Origin of the sequence: Devosia faecipullorum (assembly GCF_015158295.1) — a bacterium.
Classification (GTDB): Bacteria; Pseudomonadota; Alphaproteobacteria; order Rhizobiales; family Devosiaceae; genus Devosia; species Devosia faecipullorum.
Map to the genome: position 1 here is coordinate 97,638 of NZ_JACDXV010000004.1, position 17,810 is coordinate 115,447.

Sequence of the window (17,810 nt, forward strand, 5' to 3'; positions counted from 1 at the left end):
GGTATTTTGACGCTTATCGGGGCGGCCAGACGGCCGTGTCGTGATCGGGGTGCTGATTGGAATGGATGCCAGCCATGAAGTCGCGCCATTCGTCGCTGACCTCGGCCCGCTCGGGAAGCGTGCTCAATCCGGCGAAGAATGGTTGTCGATCGGCGAGGTTCACCTGAATTTCGGGCGCAGCGACTGTCGGATCATCGAAGGTGCCGATGGCCAGTTCCAGCCCGAACCGGGTTTCATAGGCGAGCGGAGTGCCACATTCGCCGCAAAAGGCGCGGCGCGCCGCATTGGACGACTGGAACCATTTCGGCTCGCCACGGGTCCAGACGGCGTTATGAGCGGTAACGAGAGGGCCGAAAAACCCGCCGAATGCCTTCTGGCACATGCGGCAATGGCAGATCGATGGCCGGCCAAGCCGCGTCACGCGAAACCGCACTACGCCGCATTGGCAACCGCCGGCATGAGCTTGCTGCGTCATCGTTTGACCTCCCACTTTGTCTGCCGCTCGCCGTTTTCGTCCTTGAAGTCCATCAGCGCGATGCCCTGCCCCGCCAGTTCGTCGCGGATGGCGTCGGCCTTGGCAAAATCCCTGGCATTGAGCGCGGCGAGGCGAGCAGCGACCCGCGCGGCCACGCCCGCATCGACTTCGACCTCGCGCTTGACGCGGATGCCCATGAGTTCGGCGAGCGCGAGGCCGTCGGCGGCGCGGCCTTCATCGAGGATCAGCGCGTGGATGCGCCCGATGGCGCCGGGCGTGTCCAAATCGTCGGCCAGCCGTTCGAGCAGGTCCGGCGCCACAATGGCGGCCGCATCCGTCGCGCCGGCGGCGCGCTCCCATTTGTCCAGCAGCGTCACCGCTTCTTCCAGCCGCTTCACCGTGAAATCGATCGGCTCGCGGTAATGGCTCATCAGCATGGCCAGGCGCAGCACGTCACCAGGCCATTTGCGCCCGCCGAAATCCGTCGTTTCCAACAGCTGATGGATGGTGAAAAAATTGCCCAGGCTCTTGCTCATCTTCTGGCCTTCGACCTGAAGAAAGCCATTGTGCATCCACACATTGGCCATGGCGTGCGAGCCATGGGCACAACGGGATTGAGCGATCTCATTCTCATGATGGGGGAAGATCAGGTCCAGCCCGCCGCCATGGATGTCAAAGGTTTCGCCCAGATAGCGCTCGGACATGGCCGAGCATTCGATATGCCAGCCTGGGCGTCCCCGGCCCCATGGGCTGTCCCAGCCCGGCTCCTCGGCGCTCGACAGCTTCCACAATACGAAATCGGCGGGATTGCGCTTATGCACGTCGACGGCAATGCGCGCCCCGGCGAGGTTGTCGGCGAGATTGCGGCCGGAAAGCTGGCCGTAATCAGACATGGATTCGACGGCGAACAGCACTTCACCGCCCGCCTGATAGGCATGGCCATTGTCGAGCAGCCGCTGGATCATCGCCTGCATCTCGGCGATGTTGTCGGTGGCGCGCGGCTGGATGCTCGGCTCGAGACAGCCTAGAGCGGCAACATCCTTCTGATATTGGGCGGAAGTGGTTTCGGTGACCCGCCTGATGGCCTCGTTCAGCGGCAGATCGGGAAAGTCGCGCAGGGCGCGCGCATTGATCTTGTCATCCACGTCGGTGATGTTGCGGACATAGGTGACATGGTCCGCGCCATAGACCTGGCGCAGCAGCCGAAACAGCAGATCGAAGACGATGGCGGCGCGGCCATTGCCGATATGGGCAAAGTCGTAAACCGTCGGGCCGCAGGCATAAAGCCGCACATTGTTCGAATCCATGGGCACGAACGGCGCCTCGGCGCGGGTCAATGTGTTGTAAAGCGACAGCGGCTTTGCCGTATTCATCGAGGATCCTGTAGGCCAGACATAGGGGCGCTCTGGCGGGGGAGCCTCTCCATTACGAACTGTCAGGATGAAGAAGACCGCGCCGCCAACGTTGAGTTAGCAGGTAATAATGCCGGTGGTAATAATGCACGTGGTCTTCATGGTGCCGGACATTGGCCGTGCGATGGCAAGAAATCAAGTCTTTTGAGCGTGCTGGCGTTCGCGGCGGCGCCAACCTGCCGGCCGGCGGAGGCAGCCGGTGGCGCAGTCAATCAGCCCGGCAGAAGTTCGACGCGCTGGTCGATATCGCCAAACACTGAAGGGCCGTCCCCGTCATGGGCGCCAATGCGCACCTGATCGCCCGGTTTGAGGAATGGCGTCCGGGCGCGGCCATATTTGGCTTTTTCGACCGTTCTCGCCTCGGCGATGCAGGCAAAGCCGATGCCATCGCGCTTGATGGGCAGGGTTTCATCATGCGCATTGGATATGGTGCCGCCCCCGATAATGGTTCCTGCCGCCAGATTGCGGGTGCGCGCAGCTTCGACGATGAGATCGGCAAAGTCGAATTGCATGCCGATGCCGGCATTGGGCTGTCCGTAAAGCGTGCCATTGACCTCGACCCGCACCGGCAGGTGCAGGCGGTTGTCGCGCCATGCCACCCCCAGGCTATCCGGCGTCAATGCGACAGGCGCAAAGGCGGTCGAGGGTTTCGCATGGAAAAAGCCGAAGCCGTTTTGCAGATCGTCCACCACCAGCCGGCGCAGCGAAACATCGTTGAGAATGGTGACGAGGCGGATTGCCGCCTCCGCCTCTTCACGGGTGGCGCGCATGGGCACGGCCCCGATGATGACGCCGGCCTCGGCCTCGAAGTCGAGCGCCAGGTCTTCAGAAGTTATGACGATAGGATCGCGGGGGGCGGAGAGCGAATCGGAGCCGCCCTGGTAGATCAGCGGCCGCACGGATTGTAATTGTTCGTCCTTGCTGCCCTGGAGCGAGCGGACGCGCTCGAGATGGTTCAGATAGCCGGAGCCGTCGATCCATTGATAGGCGCGCGGCAAGGGCGCATGGGCCAGCGCCGGGTCGAAGCCCTGCCCGGCGATTTCTCCACCATCCAATTGGGCAGAAAGGGCCGCGAGCGCAGGCGCCGCCTGATCCCAGTCGTCGAGGGCCGCTTGTAGATGAGGAGCGATGCGTCCCGCCGAAACGCAGCGCTTGAGGTCGGAGGAGACGACGACGAGCTGACCATCGGGGCGCGCATTGCGCAAAGTGGCGAGTTTCATGACGCCTTCCATCTCGGGTTTGTGTGGCCTTGGCGCGCTATGAGGACGCAGCGCACAACGCTATAATGTTGCCACGCCCCCTAGCGATGTCTTAAGGCGCGAGGGATCGATGGCTTTGCGGCCCGTATATAAGGATTTTCGGTGACGTTCTCATCTACCGGACTGCGTGCCCTGGCTTTGCTGGTTCTTACGGCCATTGCATTGGCGCTGGATGTCGAGACCGCCTATGCGCAGGCCAGTCAATGCACACGGCTGCAAAACGCGCTGGTCCAGTTCGATCGCAACGGCGATTTCCGGCAGATCAACCAGAACAGCAATGCCGCAAGGCAGGTGGCGCGTCAGGTGCAGAATGCGGAGAGCCAATATATTCGCCAGGGCTGCAATGACGACGCCCGCGCGGGGCGCACCCTGACCCAGCAATGCCAAATGGTGGCCCGGGAAGTGATCGCTTTGCGCAATCAATATTCCGCCATTGCGCAATCGGTGGAAACCGGCAATGCCGTGGCCCAGCAGCGCGAGGCCATCTTGCAGGAAATGGCGCGTTTCGGCTGCAATGCCGGCTCCAGCGCCACCTTCACCCAGGATCGCCAGACCATTTTCGACCGCATTTTCGGCACGACCTCAGACGACGATTTCACCAATGGCGATTTTGTCGATGGCGGCGACTACTGGGGCTATCAGGGCTACAACACGGTGCGTACCGTCTGCGTGCGGCTCTCGGACGGCTATTTCTGGCCCATCAGCTATTCCACCCTGCCCGATTATCTGGGCCAGGATTCGACAGCCTGCCAGATGATGTGCCCCAATGCGCAGGTCGAGCTTTACTATTACGACAATCCCGGCCAGGAACCCGAGCAGATGCGCAACCTGTCCGGCTCGCCCTATACCTCGCTTCCCAATGCCTTCGCCTATCGCACAAGGTTCGATGAATCGGCGCGCTGCACCTCCGAGCCCGCCGCTGATGGCTCGATAAGGATCACCAGCGCCGAGGATGGCAGCAGCCGCTCGATGCTGGAGATCAACGGCGTTAGCTTTCCCCTGCCGCTGCGCGATCCGCGTGGCGTCGTCCCGGTGCCGGTGCAGGTCGCCGATGCGGCTCCCGCCCAGGTGGCGAACGTGGCGCTGGTCGATGTGCCATTGCCGCGCCCGCGCCCTTCAGGCCCCGGCGAGGTCGCCCGTCGCCCCGAAACCCCGGTGGAGCCGGACCTGCGGATCGTTCATTTCGGTGACAAAAGCGTCAGAGTAGTCGGTCCAGACACACCTTACGCCCAAGCAGGACGAGCAGGGACTTAAGCTCCGGCCCATCGTGCCGGCCGGTCAGCGCCATGCGCAGCGGCAGGAACAGCGCCTTGCCCTTGCGGCCCGTTGCCGCCTTCAGCGCTTGCGTCCATTCGCCCCAGGTATCTTCGCCCCAGGGCTCCGGGGGCAACAGCGCCTTGGCCAGCGCCAGAAACTCCCGGTCTTCCTCGGCGATCACCGGCTCAACGGGGCCGGAGAGCAGTTTCGACCATTCGGCAATATCGGGGAATTTGGCGAGGTTTTCCCGTAAGAGCAGCCACATGGCTTCGCCTTCGAGCCCCATGGCGGACAGACGCGGCGCCGCCTCGTCATAGGTCATGGCATGAAGCAGCCTTGCATTGAGCCCGTTCAATTCCGCCGGATCGAAGCGCGCCGCGCCGTGCGAGATCATGGAAAAATCCAACCGCTCGGCGATGGCGTCGAGGCTATCATAGGGCTCGACCGGCAGGCTGGTGCCATTGAGGCTGGCAACGATGGCGATGGCCAGCGGCTCATAACCTTCATTGCGGAAATCGGCGATGGATTGCGAGCCAAGCCGCTTGGAAAAGCCCTGCCCCGCCGCGTCGGTCAGAAGGTTATGGTGCCCGAAAATCGGCGCGGCGCTGCCGAGCGCCTCGAAAATCTCGATTTGCGTGCCAGTATTGGAGACGTGGTCCTCGCCACGGATGACGTGGGTGATTCCCAGGTCGATGTCGTCCACCACCGAGGGGAGCGTGTAGAGATAGGAACCGTCACCCCGGATCAGCACCGGATCGGACATCGAGGCGGTATTGACCGTCTGCGGCCCCTTGATCAGATCCTCGAATTGCACCGGGCGGCCATCCAGCCGGAAGCGCCAATGCGGCTTGCGCCCCTCGGCTTCGAGGCGCGCCCTGTCCGCGTCGGTCAGACTCAGCGCGGCGCGATCATAGATTGGCGGCTTGCCGAGCAGGCGCGCGCGGGCGCGCTTGCGGTCCAGTTCATCCTCGGTTTCATAGCAGGGATAAAGCCGCCCCGCCGCGATCAGGCGGTCGCGCGCCTCATCGTAAAGCGCCGTACGCTCGGACTGGCGGACCAAAAGGTCCGGCGTGACGCCAAGCCAGGCAAGGTCTTCCTCGATCCCGTCGGCAAAGGCGCGGGTCGAGCGCGCCAGATCGGTGTCGTCCATGCGCAGCACATAGCGGCCGCCATGGCGGCGCGCGAAAAACCAGTTGAGCAGCGCCGGGCGCGCATTGCCCAGATGGATGCGGCCGGTTGGCGAGGGAGCCCAGCGTACGGTGACACTCATCCGAGGGAGACGTCCTTATAGCCATTGGTGATGGGATAGCGGCGGCCGAGGCCAAAGGCGCGCGGGCTGAGTTTTGGGCCGGGCGCAGCCTGGCGGCGCTTGTATTCGGCGATATTGACCAGCCGCTCGATGCGCTGCACCACCGCCTTGTCGTGGCCGCGCGCGACGATTTCTGCCAAGGCCATTTCTTCTTCGACCATGCAGAGCAGGATGTCGTCCAACACCGGATAGGGCGGCAGGCTGTCCTGGTCTTTCTGGTCGGGCCGGAGCTCCGCACTCGGAGCCTTGTCGATGATGGATTGGGGGATGACCACCCCTTCCCGGCCGAGGCAATCACCCGGCATATGCTTGTTGCGCCAGTCGGCCAGCGCATAGACCTGCATCTTGAACATGTCCTTGAGCGGATTATAGCCGCCATTCATGTCGCCATAAATGGTGGCGTAGCCGACGCCCACTTCGCTCTTGTTGCCGGTGGTCAGCAGCATCGAGCCCAGTTTGTTGGACACTGCCATCAACATGGTGCCGCGCATGCGCGACTGGATGTTCTCTTCGGCCAGATCGAGCGGTCGATCTCCGAAAATGGGCTGCAATTCCCGCAGCGCCGCGTCCACCGGATCGCCAATGGCGATCACGTCATAGCGCAGGCCGAGCCGGTCGGCGCAATCCTTGGCGTCATGCAAGCTCGCTTCTGAGGTATAGCGATAGGGCAGCATGATGGCGTGGACCTTGTCCGGCCCTAAGGCATCCGCCGCCATGGCCGCGACCACGGCGCTGTCAATGCCGCCGGAGAGCCCCAGCATCACATGGGAGAAGCCGTTCTTGAGCACGTAATCGCGCAGGCCCAGCACGCAGGCCCGCCACGGCGCTTCCTCGACCGAAGTCAGGTCTTCGATCCGGCCATCGGCGCAGGTCCAGCCATTGTCGGTGCGCGTCCAGTCGGAGACGATGAAATCGGGCTCGAACGACTTGCCCTGCAAGACCAGCTTGTCGCCCGGCTCGATGGCGAAGGAAGCGCCGTCATAGACCAGTTCGTCCTGCCCGCCGACCTGGTTGAGATAGAGCATGGGCACGCCGTCCTCTGCCACCCGGGCGCGGACGAGATCTTTGCGGATATGCTGCTTGTCGGCCCAATAGGGCGAGCCATTGGGACAGAGCATGATTTCGGCGCCGCGCATGGCCAGATGCTCGCAGACGCTGCTGTGCCAGGTGTCCTCGCAGATGGGGATGCCAATGGGAACGCCCTTGATCGTCACCGGCATGGGCAAGGGGCCGGGCTCGAAATAGCGCTGTTCGTAGAAGACATCGGCATTGGGCAATTCGCGCTTGTAGCGAATGGCTTTGATGTCGCCCTTTTCCGCCACCAGCACCGCATTGTGGAGCTTCGCGCCATCCTGCCAGATCGTCGGCAGGATCAGCGCCACTTCCGATTGCGCCGTGTCGGCCACCAGCGCGCGGGCCGCCGCGATGGAATCCTTGACGAATTGCGGCTTGAACAGCAGGTCGTCGGGGAAATAGCCGGTGAGGAACAGCTCGGACAGCAGGAGAATGTCCGCGCCCGCCGCATCGGCATCGGCCAGCGCGCCGCGCGCCAAGGCCAGATTGCCCTTGAGGTCGCCGACCTTGGGGTTGAGCTGGGCGAGCGCAATACGAAGCTGATCGGTCACGATGAAGCTGGCCTGATGCGAGAAACGGGTCGTCCTGCGTGGGCGGGACGCGCGGCCAGACTTAACCGCTCACCGGCAACAGGGCAAGACAAGCCCGTGCCGCCGATGATACCCAGCTCGCCGGATTATTCTCCGGCGGCGCGCTGCTGGCGCGGCGGCTTTTGCGCATGCACTTCCTCGGCAACGAGGAAAGCCAATTCCAGCGCCTGGCTGGCATTGAGGCGCGGGTCGCAATAGGTGTTGTAGCGGTCCGAGAGCGAGGCTTCAGTCACCGCCGACATGCCGCCGACGCATTCGGTAACGTCGTCGCCGGTCATTTCGATATGCACGCCACCGGCATAGGTGCCCATGTCGCGGTGCACTTCAAAGAAATTGCGCACTTCCGACAGCACGCGGTCGAAGGGGCGCGTCTTGTAGCCGGTCGAAGCCTTGATGGTGTTGCCGTGCATGGGGTCGCAGCACCAGACCACGGTGCGACCAGCCTTTTCCACGGTTTCGATCAGGCGTGGCAGGTGCTCGTGCACCTTCTCGGCGCCAAAGCGCGAAATCAGCGTGATGCGTCCGGCCTCGTCCGTCGGATTCAACCGGTCGAGCAGGCGCAGCAGGTCGTCATTGCTCAGGCTAGGGCCGCATTTGATGCCGATGGGATTGTTGATGCCGGCGAAATATTCGACATGGGCCTCGTCGGGATCGCGGGTGCGGTCGCCGATCCAGAGCATGTGGCCGGAAGTCGCGTACCAATTATTGGTAATGGAGTCGCGACGGGTCAGCGCTTCCTCATAGCCGAGCAGCAGCGCTTCGTGGCTGGTATAGAAGCTGGTCTGGCGCAAGGCCGTGGTGTTGTCGGGGTTGAGGCCCAGCGCCCCCATGAAGGTGATGGCGTCATCGATCTTGCGCGCCACTTCCTCATAACGGGCATTGGAATTGGACCCCTTCATGAAACCCATGGTCCATTCGTGGATGCGGGTCAGTTCGGCATAGCCGCCCATGGAGAAGGCGCGCAGCAGGTTGAGCGTCGCAGCCGACTGGCGATAGGCCTGCAACATGCGGTGCGGATTGGGAACGCGCGCTTCCTCGTTGAAGCCGATCTCGTTGATGATGTCACCGCGATAGGAGGGCAGTTCGACGCCATCGATGGTTTCGGTATCGGCCGAGCGCGGCTTGGCGAATTGCCCGGCGACGCGCCCAACCTTGACCACCGGCTTGGATGCACCATGAGTCAGCACCAAAGCCATCTGCAGGAAGACGCGGAAGAAGTCACGAATGTGGTCGGCGCCGTGCTCGGCAAAGCTTTCGGCGCAATCGCCGCCTTGCAGGAGGAAGGCCTCGCCGCGCGACACTGCGGCCAGGCGGGATTTCAGTTCGCGCGCTTCACCGGCAAAAACCAGCGGCGGGAAGGTGCCGAGCTGGCGTTCGGCGTCGGCAAGCGCCGCCGCATCGGGATAGGCGGGAATCTGCCGAACCGGCTTGCTGCGCCAGGAGCTGGGGGTCCAGGTGGTCATGTTCGCCTCGCTTGCGCTTTGGAGCCTTGGTAAAACCTGCGGGCGATCTAGCAAGCCCGCGCCCCGGTGCCAAGGGCGAAAGGTTCAGACTTTGTGTCCATTTCTGTAGATGTAGCTCGGTGCCTTGAAGGTCACCAGCTCTTCGGCCGCTGAGGGATGGAGCGCGATGGTGCGATCGAAATCGGCCTTGTCGGCGCCCATACCGACAGCAATGGCGACGAGTTGGATCATCTCGGCGGCGCCCGGGCCGAGGATATGGACGCCCAGAACCTTGCCGCCATCCTGCTCGGTGATCAGCTTGAGCACCATGCGCTCGGTGCGGTCGGACAGCGAATTCTGCATCGGCCGGAAGCGGGCGACATAGACGTCAATGTCGCCATGGGTGGCCGCCTCGGTCTCGGTCAGCCCGATCGTGCCGATCTCCGGCTCGGAGAATACCGCCGTCGGGATCAGGGAATGATCGACCGCCAGCGGATTGTCGTTGAACACGGTCTCGGCGAAATACCAGCCCTCGCGGATGGCCACCGGGGTCAATTGGGCGCGCCCGGTCACGTCGCCCACCGCGTAGATCGAAGATACAGAGGTCTGGGAATATTGATCGACGACGATGGTTCCGTCTGGCCCCATTTTTACGCCGGCCGTTTCGAGCCCTAGCCCATCCACATTGGGCCGGCGGCCGGTGGCGAACATCACCGCCCCGAACGGGGCCGTGACGCCATCGCTGAACGTTGCCAGCACGTCATCGCCGGGCTTGGCGAGCGAGGCAATCGTGGTCTGGTAGATCAGGCGTATGCCGCGCTCGGTGAGCCCGGCTTCCAACCCGCGCCGCATATCCTCATCGAAACCGCGCAGCACGCAATCGCCACGATAGACGATACTGGTATCGACGCCGAGCCCGGCAAAGATGGTGGCGAATTCCACCGCGATATAGCCGCCGCCCTCGATCAGGATGGAACGGGGCAAGGCCGGCAGATCGAAGGCCTCGTTGGACGAAATGCCGAATTCGGCCCCCGGGATTTCGGGTATGAAGGGCCGTGCGCCGGTGGCGATCAGCAAGCGCCTGGCCGTCAGGTCCCGCCCTCCCCGCACCAGCCTTACCCCATTCGGGCCGGTGACCTCGGCCCGGTCACGGATGATCTCCACGCCGGGTTTTTCGAGATTGCTGGCATAGGCGTGTTCGAGCCGGGAGATTTCCTTTTCCTTGGCGGCGACGAGAGTCGGCCAGTCGAAACTGGCATCGACCTGCCAGCCGAAGCTTTCGGCAATGTCGAACTGGTCCTTGAAGCGCGAGGCATAGACATAGAGCTTCTTGGGCACGCAGCCGCGAATGACGCAGGTGCCGCCGACCCGGAACTCCTCGACAATGGCCACTTTGGCGCCATAGGTCGCCGCCATGCGCGCGGCGCGCACTCCACCGGATCCCGCGCCGATGACAACCAGATCATAATCGAACGTCATTCTTCGCCCTCGCACATCATCGTCGAATGGCGATGAATATCGTCATGCGCTTCGCATAAAAAAAGACCCCGCACAAGGCGGGGTCAATCATTGCTTGCAGCCGCGGCTCAGATTTCGACGCCCTTGGCGCGCAGGCCCGAGCGGACCTTGGCAAAAAATTCGGTCCGCAGGTTATTGGTATAGACCTGCAGGATGCGGCGAATGTCGGTATTCACTTCGGAATTGGCCGCAGCCAGCTTCTGGCCGGTGGCGGATTCATAGAAATTCACGATCTCGGTCAGCTCTTCCATGGTGAAGCGCATGGCGTAGACGCGCGCGAACTGATCGAGCAGTTCACCCTTGCGCCCGTTATATTCCTTGATGACGTCGCCAATGGTCTCATTGGTCTGGTCCAGGATTTCCGGGTTCTGGGTGACGATCTGGCGCATCGTGTCGATGCCCACTTCGACCACCGTGGTTTCGAACACCGCGCCACGATCGGTCAGGTCAACATATTTGCGGGCCATCGCCAATTGCTCGGGCGCGACTTCCTGCGCGAGCAGCGGGGCCGACATGGCCATGATCCCGGCCGTCAGCACCACACCCATTACGGCCTTGGCGCCGCGCATCATGTTTCCGTTCCAGAATGCCATCTTTTCCCGATCCACGCTCAATCTTACTGAGGTTTGAGTTCTTCTACGCCATTTGGCGTCGCCACATAAGCCTTGCTGCACATTTTCAGGAACAACCCGTGTTCGACCACGCCGGGTATGTTCAACAGCCTGTCCGACAGCGCTTCTGGCTGCGAAATGCGGCCAAAAAAAGCATCCAGAATAAGGTGCCCGCCATCGGTGACGAAGGGCTTGCCCTGCTCTTCGCCGCGCAGTTTCAACCAGGTATCGGGCCCGAAGCTGGCCACAATATCGGCAACGGAGCGGCGCGTGGCGCCAAGACCGAAGGCATTGACCTCAATGGGCAGGGGGAAATTGCCGCCAAGCGCGGTCACGCATTTGCTGTCGTCGGCGATGACGATCATCCTATTCGAGGAGGCGGCGACAATCTTTTCGCGCAGCAGCGCCCCGCCCGCCCCCTTGATCAGGTTGAGCGCCGGATCGATTTCGTCGGCGCCATCGACGGTCAGGTCCAGCCGGTCCAGCGTTTCGAGATCGGAAAGCGGAATATTGAGGCTGCGAGCCTGCAGGTCGGTCGCTTCCGAAGTCGGCACACAGATGACGTCGAGCCCCTCGGCAACCTTATGCCCCAGCAGATCGACAAAATGGCGCGCCGTGGAGCCGGTGCCCAGACCAAGCCGCATGCCGGAACGAACCTCGGATAGCGCCATGGCTGCGGCCTGCCGCTTCAGTTCTTCGCTCATGCCTTGTTGTCCTCCGTGCAATGGCGCGGATGTGGCAGGGGCGGCAATCGCCTGTCAATACTGCCAAAGGGCAACGATCACCAGTTAGTGAACGCACACTGTAACCGCTCGGCAACACAATGTGGCGATGATGAGGCATTTGTGGCAGGAGCGAGGCGGCTATCTCTTTCCGGCCAAAGGCAATCGCAGTAATTACGCAAATCTCGCGCATCCCGAATCAGACCCGTCGCGCGTTCCAGAGGCCAAGTAGGACATGAACATTATCAAACTCATATTGGCGTTCGGCATGGCACTCGCCCTGTCGGCCAGTCTGGTTGCGCCGGCGTCCGCCGCGACCTGGTACAATCCTGAAACCAATCGGTTTGAAGACCGCGCCGAAACGGCGGGCCGGGGCGGCAGCTCGATCAAGAAGCAGATCGTCAGCTACGAAACCAGCCAGAAGCCCGGCACCATCATCATCAACACTGCCGAGCGCCGCCTCTATCTCGTGCTCGAAGACGGCAAGGCGATGAAATACGGCATCGGCGTCGGCCGCGAAGGCTTCACCTGGTCCGGCACCAATCGCATTTCCCGCAAGGCCGAATGGCCCGGCTGGACGCCCCCCCCGGCCATGCGCAAGCGCGTGCCCGACCTGCCGGCCTACATGCCTGGCGGCCCGGACAACCCGCTCGGCGCCCGCGCCCTCTATATCGGCTCGACGCTCTATCGGGTGCACGGCACTTCCGAGCCGTGGACCATCGGCCAGGCCGTCTCCTCGGGCTGCATCCGCATGACCAATGACGATGTGACCGATCTTTATGAGCGCGTCCAGGTCGGTGCGCGGATCGTGGTCAACCACTAGGATCGCCAAACAGAATTGGGAAAGGCCGCCACTGGGCGGCCTTTCTCGTTTATGCGCCTTTGCTTTCGGCAATGCCGGGCCTAGATTGTCGTCATGACTGCGCCCTCTTCCCCTGTCCGCCCCCTGATCGACGGTTTTGGCCGGCGCGTATCCTATCTGCGCATCTCGGTGACCGATCGCTGCGATTTCCGCTGCGTCTATTGCATGTCCGAAAACATGACCTTCCTGCCGCGCAAGGAGGTGCTGAGTTTTGAGGAAATCGAAGCCATTGCCGGCGCCTTCATCGCCCGTGGCACCACCAAGATCCGCTTGACCGGCGGCGAGCCGCTGGTGCGTCGCGACATCATGAAGCTGGTGCGCAGCCTGGGCGGCAAAATCGGCGCCGGCCTCGAAGAACTGACCATCACCACCAATGGCAGCCAGCTCGCGCACCATGCCGAGGGCCTGTTCGCTGCCGGCATCCGTCGGGTCAATGTCTCCCTCGACACCCGCGATCCCGAGCGCTTCAGCGCCATCACGCGCCGAGGCCGCATCGGCGATGTGCTGGCGGGGATCGAGGCGGCGCAGGCGGCGGGTCTTTCGATCAAGATCAACATGGTGGCGATGCGCGGCGTCAATGACGACGAGATCGAACCGATGATGGAATGGGCGCATGGCAAGGGCATGGGCCTCACCCTGATCGAAGGCATGCCGCTGGGCGAGGTCGGCATCGACCGCGTCGATTCCTATCTGCCGCTGCGCGAACTCCATGAGACGCTGGCGCGCCGCTATACGCTAAGCCGCCTCGACAAACGCACCGGCGGCCCCGCCCGCTATGTGCATGTCGCCGAAACCGGCGGCGTTCTCGGCTTCATCACCCCGATGAGCCACAATTTCTGCGAAAGCTGCAATCGCGTGCGCCTGACCGCGACCGGGCAGCTCTTTCTCTGCCTGGGGCAGGACGATCAGGTCAATCTGCGCGATGCCTGGCGCGCGGGCGGCATGGACGGGCTCGACGCAGCGCTCGACCACGCCATGCGCATCAAGCCCAAAGGCCATGATTTCGTGTTGGACCGCACCAGACCAGAACCGGCCGTGGCGCGGCATATGAGCGTCACCGGCGGCTAGGGAAAGCACACTTTCTCTCGAAGCGCCGTCCCATCCCCCGCATCACCACCTGGCTTGTCCCTTTGGTCCATGCCCCTCAAGGTGGTTTGCCCGGACAAGTTTACCTCGGGCGCGAAGCGACACTTGGGCCGGGGCGATCCCCCTGCCGTGAGACTGAACTATTTGTCGTCGTCGGTGATGATGGCGAAGTCGAGCGGCAGCGCGGTGGTGTATTTGATCTGACCCATGGCGAAAGCGGAGCTGACATCGGTCAGGTTGATCTTGCTGATCAGGCGTTTGTAGAAGGTGTCATAAGCCCCGATGTCCGGCACCACGACGCGCATCAGATAGTCCACATCGCCGCTCATGCGATAGAATTCCACCACTTCGGGAAACTCATCGACCACGCCAGCGAATTTGCGCATCCAGGCGTCGTTATGTTCATTGGTCTTGACCGAGACGAAGACGGTGACGCCGACATTGACCTTGGCCGGATCGAGGACCGCGACGCGGCGCTGGATGACCCCGTCTTCCTCCATCTTCTGGATGCGGCGCCAGCACGGCGTGGTGGAGAGGCCGACCTTGCGCCCGATTTCGGCCACCGGCATGGTCGCATCCCTTTGCAGGAGCGACAGAATTTTCCGGTCGATCTTGTCCAGCGCCATTACACCCTCGCGAAATCAGTTTTTATCAAAGTCCGCCAGACCCCCGTGACGGCGCCGAAATGAGTGCCACAATCACCCTCCCCGCGCAATAAAATTGCGCGAAAGAAGCGGCCAAACCGGAAAAGAAAAAATTAACCATAACGGGCTGCATGGCAATAGGCTGCAGCCCCGGGCGACACCCACCGGGACAGGGCAATTTCATAGCCTATTAACCACACAGCCCTAATCTGGGCCGCGTGCGTGGCGAGCGCGTCCTATGCTCGCGTAGTTTAGTAACGAGTTAGAGTTTGATGCCGTCCCAACCGGTCAGCGACGCTGATTTCCGTTCGCCCATGGGCGGCGATGGCAAGCGTAGTGCCCAGAAAGCGGTGAGCGAGGCGCGCCAGCGGCTGACCTCCAGCTCCGGGACGCGCGCCGATTTCGATTTCGAACTGATGCAGGATTATGCCGCCGCCCGCGTCGGCGCAGCTTTGCCCATGGCGTCCATTGTCTGCATTCTCGCCATTGTCGCCTCGTTCTGGGTGCCCATCGCCTTCACGGCGCTCTGGGCCGGGCTGGTCATTGCCGGCCTGTTGATCGTGGTGCAGATGGCGCGGCGCTTTACCCGGGCAGATCCCGCCAAATTCAATGCCGGGCGCTGGACCACCTCTTTCATCGCCGCCGAGACCGTGAGCGGGCTGGCCCTGTCGCTGCTGGCGCTCTTCACCCTGGTCATCGAGCTGGGCGACCTCGCGCCGGTCATGTTCGCCATGGGGCTGGTGGGCATTGCCAGCACTGCCATCGCCACCCATACCCTGCCGCAGGCGACGCTGGTGAGCACGCTGCCGGTGACCATAACCGTCTCGGCCGCGCTGATCGCGCTGGGCGGCACGCTCAATTACACCCTCGCGGCCGTGACCATTTGCGGCGAAATCTTCTTCCTCTTTCTGGCCGGCCAGCTTCACCGCTCCGAACTCGAAACCATCTCGCATCAATCCGAGAAGGACACGCTGATCTATGAGCTGGAAGAAGCGCGAACCATGTCGGACGAGGCCCGCCGCCACGCCGAACAGGCCAATGTCGCCAAGAGCCAGTTTCTGGCGACGATGAGCCACGAGCTGCGCACCCCGCTCAACGCCATTATCGGCTTTTCCGAAGTGTTGAAATCCGAGCTGCTCGGTCCCCACCAGGTGCCGCAATACAAGGAATATGCCGGCGACATCCATGCCAGCGGCCAGCATCTGCTCAACCTCATCAACGAGCTTCTCGACCTCAGCCGCATCGAGGCGGGGAAATACGAGCTCAACGAAGAAGCCATTTCGCTGGTGGACATCGCCGAGGATTGCCGCCGCATGATGGAATTGCGCGCCCGCGCCAAGGGGATCGAACTGGTGTTCAGCTATGGCGACAATCTGCCCAAGCTGTGGGGCGACGAGCGCGCCGTGCGCCAGGTCATGCTCAACCTCTTGTCCAATGCCATCAAGTTCACGCCGCAGCACGGCAAGGTGACCCTGGTGGTGCAGCGCAGCCGCGATGGCGGACAGATGATTTCGGTCAAGGATAATGGCCCCGGCATTCCCCAGAACGAGATCGAGACAGTGCTGTCTTCGTTCGGTCAGGGCTCGCTGGCCCACAAGACCGCCGAACAGGGCGCGGGCCTCGGCCTGCCCATCGTGCAGAAGATCATGGACCTGCATCAGGGCCGGTTCGATCTCTATTCCAAGCTGCGCTTCGGCACTGAGGTCTTTGCCACCTTCCCCCGCGCCCGCGTCATGGATGCGCTGGCTCCCGTGGTGGAAAAACACAATCGGCTGGAAATCTATTCGGAAGCCGGCTGAGGGCGCACCCGCCCGTCACCGCAAAATCGCCGATTTTGCCGCAAGGATGGCGTCATGCCCAAATTCACTTCCAGTCAATTCCTCGCTGCCCTGCTCACCCTTGGCTTCCTTGCCGCGCCCGGCATGGCGCAGGATGGCATCGACAGGCCGCTGAGTGCGCCCCCGGCGTCTGAAAGCGCGCCGGCAGCGGATTTCGACACCAGCTATCGCCCCTCCCCATCCATTTCCACGCGCATACAGCGCGAATTTCTCGACACTATTCGCTGGTCGGCAGGCGCGGAACTGCGCGATAGCCTCGCTTCCGCCTTCGCCGAAAAGAGCCATATCGAGATCTGGCAGGATCTGGTGGCCGATCAGGGGCTCGTCGCCAATAATGTCGCCGACGCCCTTACCGCCTATTGGGTGCTCAACTGGATCACGGCAAATGGCGCCTATACCGCCCAGATCGACAATGCGCCGATCCAGCGGCAATTGCGCGCCGCCTTCGCCGCCGATGCGAATTTCGTGCAACTGACCGATCAGCGTCGCCAGCGGCTGGCCGAAAACTACATGCTCAATTTCCTGATCGAGCACGCGGCGCTCAATCAGGCCGTCGCCGCGCGCGATCTCGACCTCTTGAACAAGCTGGCGGCGGCGGCCGTGACCCGCTTCCAGCGCAATATGGGCGTGAACCTTTTGGCGCTGATGCCGAGCGCGGAAGGCTTTGCCCCCCGCCCTCGCGACTGATCAGCTGGATTTGCCGCTGACGGCGGCACTATCGAAGGTCGCCATATTGTCGTGCAGATGCAGCGCGGTCTTGGCCATTACCGCCGCCAGTGCCGCGCCGCTGCCCTCGCCCAGCCGCATGCCGAAATCGAGCAGGCCGGTCTGGCCCATGCGCTCGAGCACACGCGCATGCGCACCCTCCGCCGATACATGGGCGAACAGGCAATGGTTGATCGAGGCCGGGTTGACCGCATGGGCGATGGCGGCAGCTGCGCTGGCCACATAACCATCGATGATCACCGGCACTTTCTGGTGCCGCGCTGCCGTCAGCGCGCCCAGCATGGCGGCGATTTCCCGCCCGCCCAGGCGGGCCAGAATGGCCAGCGGATGATCCAGTTTCCCGTCGTGATGCGCCAGCGCCCGATTGACCGCGTCAGCCTTGCGCGCGAGCCCCGCATCATCGAGCCCGGTGCCCCGGCCCACCCAGTCCTCGCCCTTGCCGCCATAGAGCGCAGCATAGATCGCAGCGGCAATCGTGGTGTTACCGATACCCATTTCCCCGATGCAGATCAGGTCCGGCTTGCCGGCGACCGCTTCCATGCCATAGGCGATGGTGGCGGCGCACATCTGATCGTCCAGCGCCGGCTCCTTGGTAATGTCGCCGGTGGGCAATTCCAGCGCCAGCTCGAACACCCGCAGATTGATTTCGTGCAGCCCGCAGATTTGCGAAATCGCCGCACCGCCATTGGTGAAATTGGCGACCATCTGCGCGGTGACCTCACGCGGAAAAGCCGAGACGCCCTGATCGGTCACGCCGTGATTGCCGGCGAAAATGGTAACCATGGGATTGCCGAGGCGCGGCTTGGCGCGATGCTGCCAGCGCGCGAGAAATTCCACCAATTCTTCCATCCGGCCCAGCGAGCCGGGCGGCTTGGTCAATTGCGCGTCCCGCTGGCGTACGGCGGCAACGGCTGCTTCGTCCCCATCCGGTACGGCCACGAGAAGTTCGACGATGTCGGAAAAGGCAGGGTTGAGTGCGGGCATG

At 62.8% G+C, this 17,810-nt stretch carries 16 protein-coding genes; 5 read left to right on the top strand and 11 right to left on the bottom strand.

What is annotated here, in order from left to right; genetic code table 11:
• Positions 1-13 precede the first annotated feature (13 nt).
• The 3 genes from H0482_RS11040 to H0482_RS11050 all read right to left on the bottom strand — a co-directional run bounded on the left by H0482_RS11040 (position 14) and on the right by H0482_RS11050 (position 3,107).
• Entirely contained in the window at positions 14-475 is a 462-nt protein-coding gene (locus H0482_RS11040) for a GFA family protein (protein WP_193730109.1), read from the bottom strand.
• A complete protein-coding gene (gene cysS, locus H0482_RS11045) occupies positions 472-1,848 on the bottom strand; it encodes a cysteine--tRNA ligase (RefSeq protein ID WP_193730110.1) in 1,377 nt (458 codons plus the stop codon). Before cysS ends, H0482_RS11040 begins: the two co-directional genes overlap by 4 nt.
• 251 nt (positions 1,849-2,099) lie before the next feature.
• The gene (locus tag H0482_RS11050; protein ID WP_193730111.1) at positions 2,100-3,107 is read right to left on the bottom strand and encodes a fumarylacetoacetate hydrolase family protein; all 1,008 of its coding nucleotides are present in this window, start codon (positions 3,105-3,107) and stop codon (positions 2,100-2,102) included.
• A 141-nt stretch (positions 3,108-3,248) separates the two neighbouring features.
• Between H0482_RS11050 and H0482_RS11055 the strand changes: the two genes are divergently transcribed.
• Complete coding sequence (locus H0482_RS11055; RefSeq protein WP_193730112.1) at positions 3,249-4,400, top strand: DUF2865 domain-containing protein; 1,152 nt, start codon at positions 3,249-3,251, stop codon at positions 4,398-4,400.
• On the opposite strand, the gene gltX is transcribed toward H0482_RS11055, so the two are convergent.
• The 6 genes from gltX to rpiA all read right to left on the bottom strand — a co-directional run bounded on the left by gltX (position 4,345) and on the right by rpiA (position 11,651).
• The gene (gene gltX / locus H0482_RS11060; RefSeq protein WP_193730113.1) at positions 4,345-5,673 is read right to left on the bottom strand and encodes a glutamate--tRNA ligase; all 1,329 of its coding nucleotides are present in this window, start codon (positions 5,671-5,673) and stop codon (positions 4,345-4,347) included. The genes H0482_RS11055 and gltX overlap by 56 nt on opposite strands.
• A complete protein-coding gene (locus H0482_RS11065) occupies positions 5,670-7,337 on the bottom strand; it encodes an NAD+ synthase (RefSeq protein WP_193730114.1) in 1,668 nt (555 codons plus the stop codon). The genes gltX and H0482_RS11065 overlap by 4 nt, the downstream gene beginning before the upstream one ends.
• Before the next feature lie 125 nt (positions 7,338-7,462).
• Entirely contained in the window at positions 7,463-8,839 is a 1,377-nt protein-coding gene (locus H0482_RS11070) for a class II 3-deoxy-7-phosphoheptulonate synthase (RefSeq protein ID WP_193730115.1), read from the bottom strand.
• Between the two features lie 84 nt (positions 8,840-8,923).
• Positions 8,924-10,297 carry a glutathione-disulfide reductase gene (gene gor, locus H0482_RS11075; RefSeq protein WP_193730116.1) on the bottom strand — a complete coding sequence of 458 codons (1,374 nt, stop codon included), beginning with the start codon at positions 10,295-10,297 and terminating at the stop codon, positions 8,924-8,926.
• A gap of 107 nt (positions 10,298-10,404) precedes the next feature.
• Positions 10,405-10,929 (bottom strand): DUF2059 domain-containing protein, encoded by a 525-nt coding sequence (locus tag H0482_RS11080; protein WP_193730117.1) that lies wholly within the window; start codon positions 10,927-10,929, stop codon positions 10,405-10,407.
• A 23-nt stretch (positions 10,930-10,952) separates the two neighbouring features.
• Complete coding sequence (gene rpiA / locus H0482_RS11085) at positions 10,953-11,651, bottom strand: ribose-5-phosphate isomerase RpiA (protein ID WP_193730118.1); 699 nt, start codon at positions 11,649-11,651, stop codon at positions 10,953-10,955.
• A gap of 253 nt (positions 11,652-11,904) precedes the next feature.
• Between rpiA and H0482_RS11090 the strand changes: the two genes are divergently transcribed.
• On the top strand, positions 11,905-12,492 hold the full coding sequence (locus H0482_RS11090; protein WP_230989588.1) for a L,D-transpeptidase: 588 nt from the start codon (positions 11,905-11,907) through the stop codon (positions 12,490-12,492).
• Between the two features lie 93 nt (positions 12,493-12,585).
• Entirely contained in the window at positions 12,586-13,599 is a 1,014-nt protein-coding gene (gene moaA, locus H0482_RS11095; RefSeq protein WP_193730119.1) for a GTP 3',8-cyclase MoaA, read from the top strand.
• Between the two features lie 158 nt (positions 13,600-13,757).
• Here the strand turns inward: moaA and H0482_RS11100 are convergent, their stop codons facing one another.
• Entirely contained in the window at positions 13,758-14,237 is a 480-nt protein-coding gene (locus tag H0482_RS11100; RefSeq protein WP_193730263.1) for an Lrp/AsnC family transcriptional regulator, read from the bottom strand.
• Positions 14,238-14,533: 296 nt separating this feature from the next.
• Here H0482_RS11100 and H0482_RS11105 point away from each other — a divergent pair, with 296 nt between their 5' ends.
• The gene (locus tag H0482_RS11105; RefSeq protein WP_193730120.1) at positions 14,534-16,060 is read left to right on the top strand and encodes a sensor histidine kinase; all 1,527 of its coding nucleotides are present in this window, start codon (positions 14,534-14,536) and stop codon (positions 16,058-16,060) included.
• A gap of 54 nt (positions 16,061-16,114) precedes the next feature.
• Entirely contained in the window at positions 16,115-16,786 is a 672-nt protein-coding gene (locus H0482_RS11110; protein ID WP_193730121.1) for a DUF6683 family protein, read from the top strand.
• On the opposite strand, the gene cobT is transcribed toward H0482_RS11110, so the two are convergent.
• Entirely contained in the window at positions 16,787-17,809 is a 1,023-nt protein-coding gene (gene cobT, locus H0482_RS11115; protein ID WP_193730122.1) for a nicotinate-nucleotide--dimethylbenzimidazole phosphoribosyltransferase, read from the bottom strand.
• Between the last annotated feature and the right edge of the window lies 1 nt (position 17,810).

Coding starts and splice junctions, on each gene's coding strand:
- H0482_RS11040 (WP_193730109.1), bottom strand. CDS start 475: ATGACGCAGCAAGCTCATGCCGGCGGTTGCCAATGCGGCGTAGTGCGG.
- cysS (WP_193730110.1), bottom strand. CDS start 1,848: ATGAATACGGCAAAGCCGCTGTCGCTTTACAACACATTGACCCGCGCC.
- H0482_RS11050 (WP_193730111.1), bottom strand. CDS start 3,107: ATGAAACTCGCCACTTTGCGCAATGCGCGCCCCGATGGTCAGCTCGTC.
- gltX (WP_193730113.1), bottom strand. CDS start 5,673: ATGAGTGTCACCGTACGCTGGGCTCCCTCGCCAACCGGCCGCATCCAT.
- H0482_RS11070 (WP_193730115.1), bottom strand. CDS start 8,839: ATGACCACCTGGACCCCCAGCTCCTGGCGCAGCAAGCCGGTTCGGCAG.
- gor (WP_193730116.1), bottom strand. CDS start 10,297: ATGACGTTCGATTATGATCTGGTTGTCATCGGCGCGGGATCCGGTGGA.
- H0482_RS11080 (WP_193730117.1), bottom strand. CDS start 10,929: ATGGCATTCTGGAACGGAAACATGATGCGCGGCGCCAAGGCCGTAATG.
- rpiA (WP_193730118.1), bottom strand. CDS start 11,651: ATGAGCGAAGAACTGAAGCGGCAGGCCGCAGCCATGGCGCTATCCGAG.
- H0482_RS11090 (WP_230989588.1), top strand. CDS start 11,905: ATGAACATTATCAAACTCATATTGGCGTTCGGCATGGCACTCGCCCTG.
- moaA (WP_193730119.1), top strand. CDS start 12,586: ATGACTGCGCCCTCTTCCCCTGTCCGCCCCCTGATCGACGGTTTTGGC.
- H0482_RS11105 (WP_193730120.1), top strand. CDS start 14,534: ATGCCGTCCCAACCGGTCAGCGACGCTGATTTCCGTTCGCCCATGGGC.
- H0482_RS11110 (WP_193730121.1), top strand. CDS start 16,115: ATGCCCAAATTCACTTCCAGTCAATTCCTCGCTGCCCTGCTCACCCTT.
- cobT (WP_193730122.1), bottom strand. CDS start 17,809: ATGCCCGCACTCAACCCTGCCTTTTCCGACATCGTCGAACTTCTCGTG.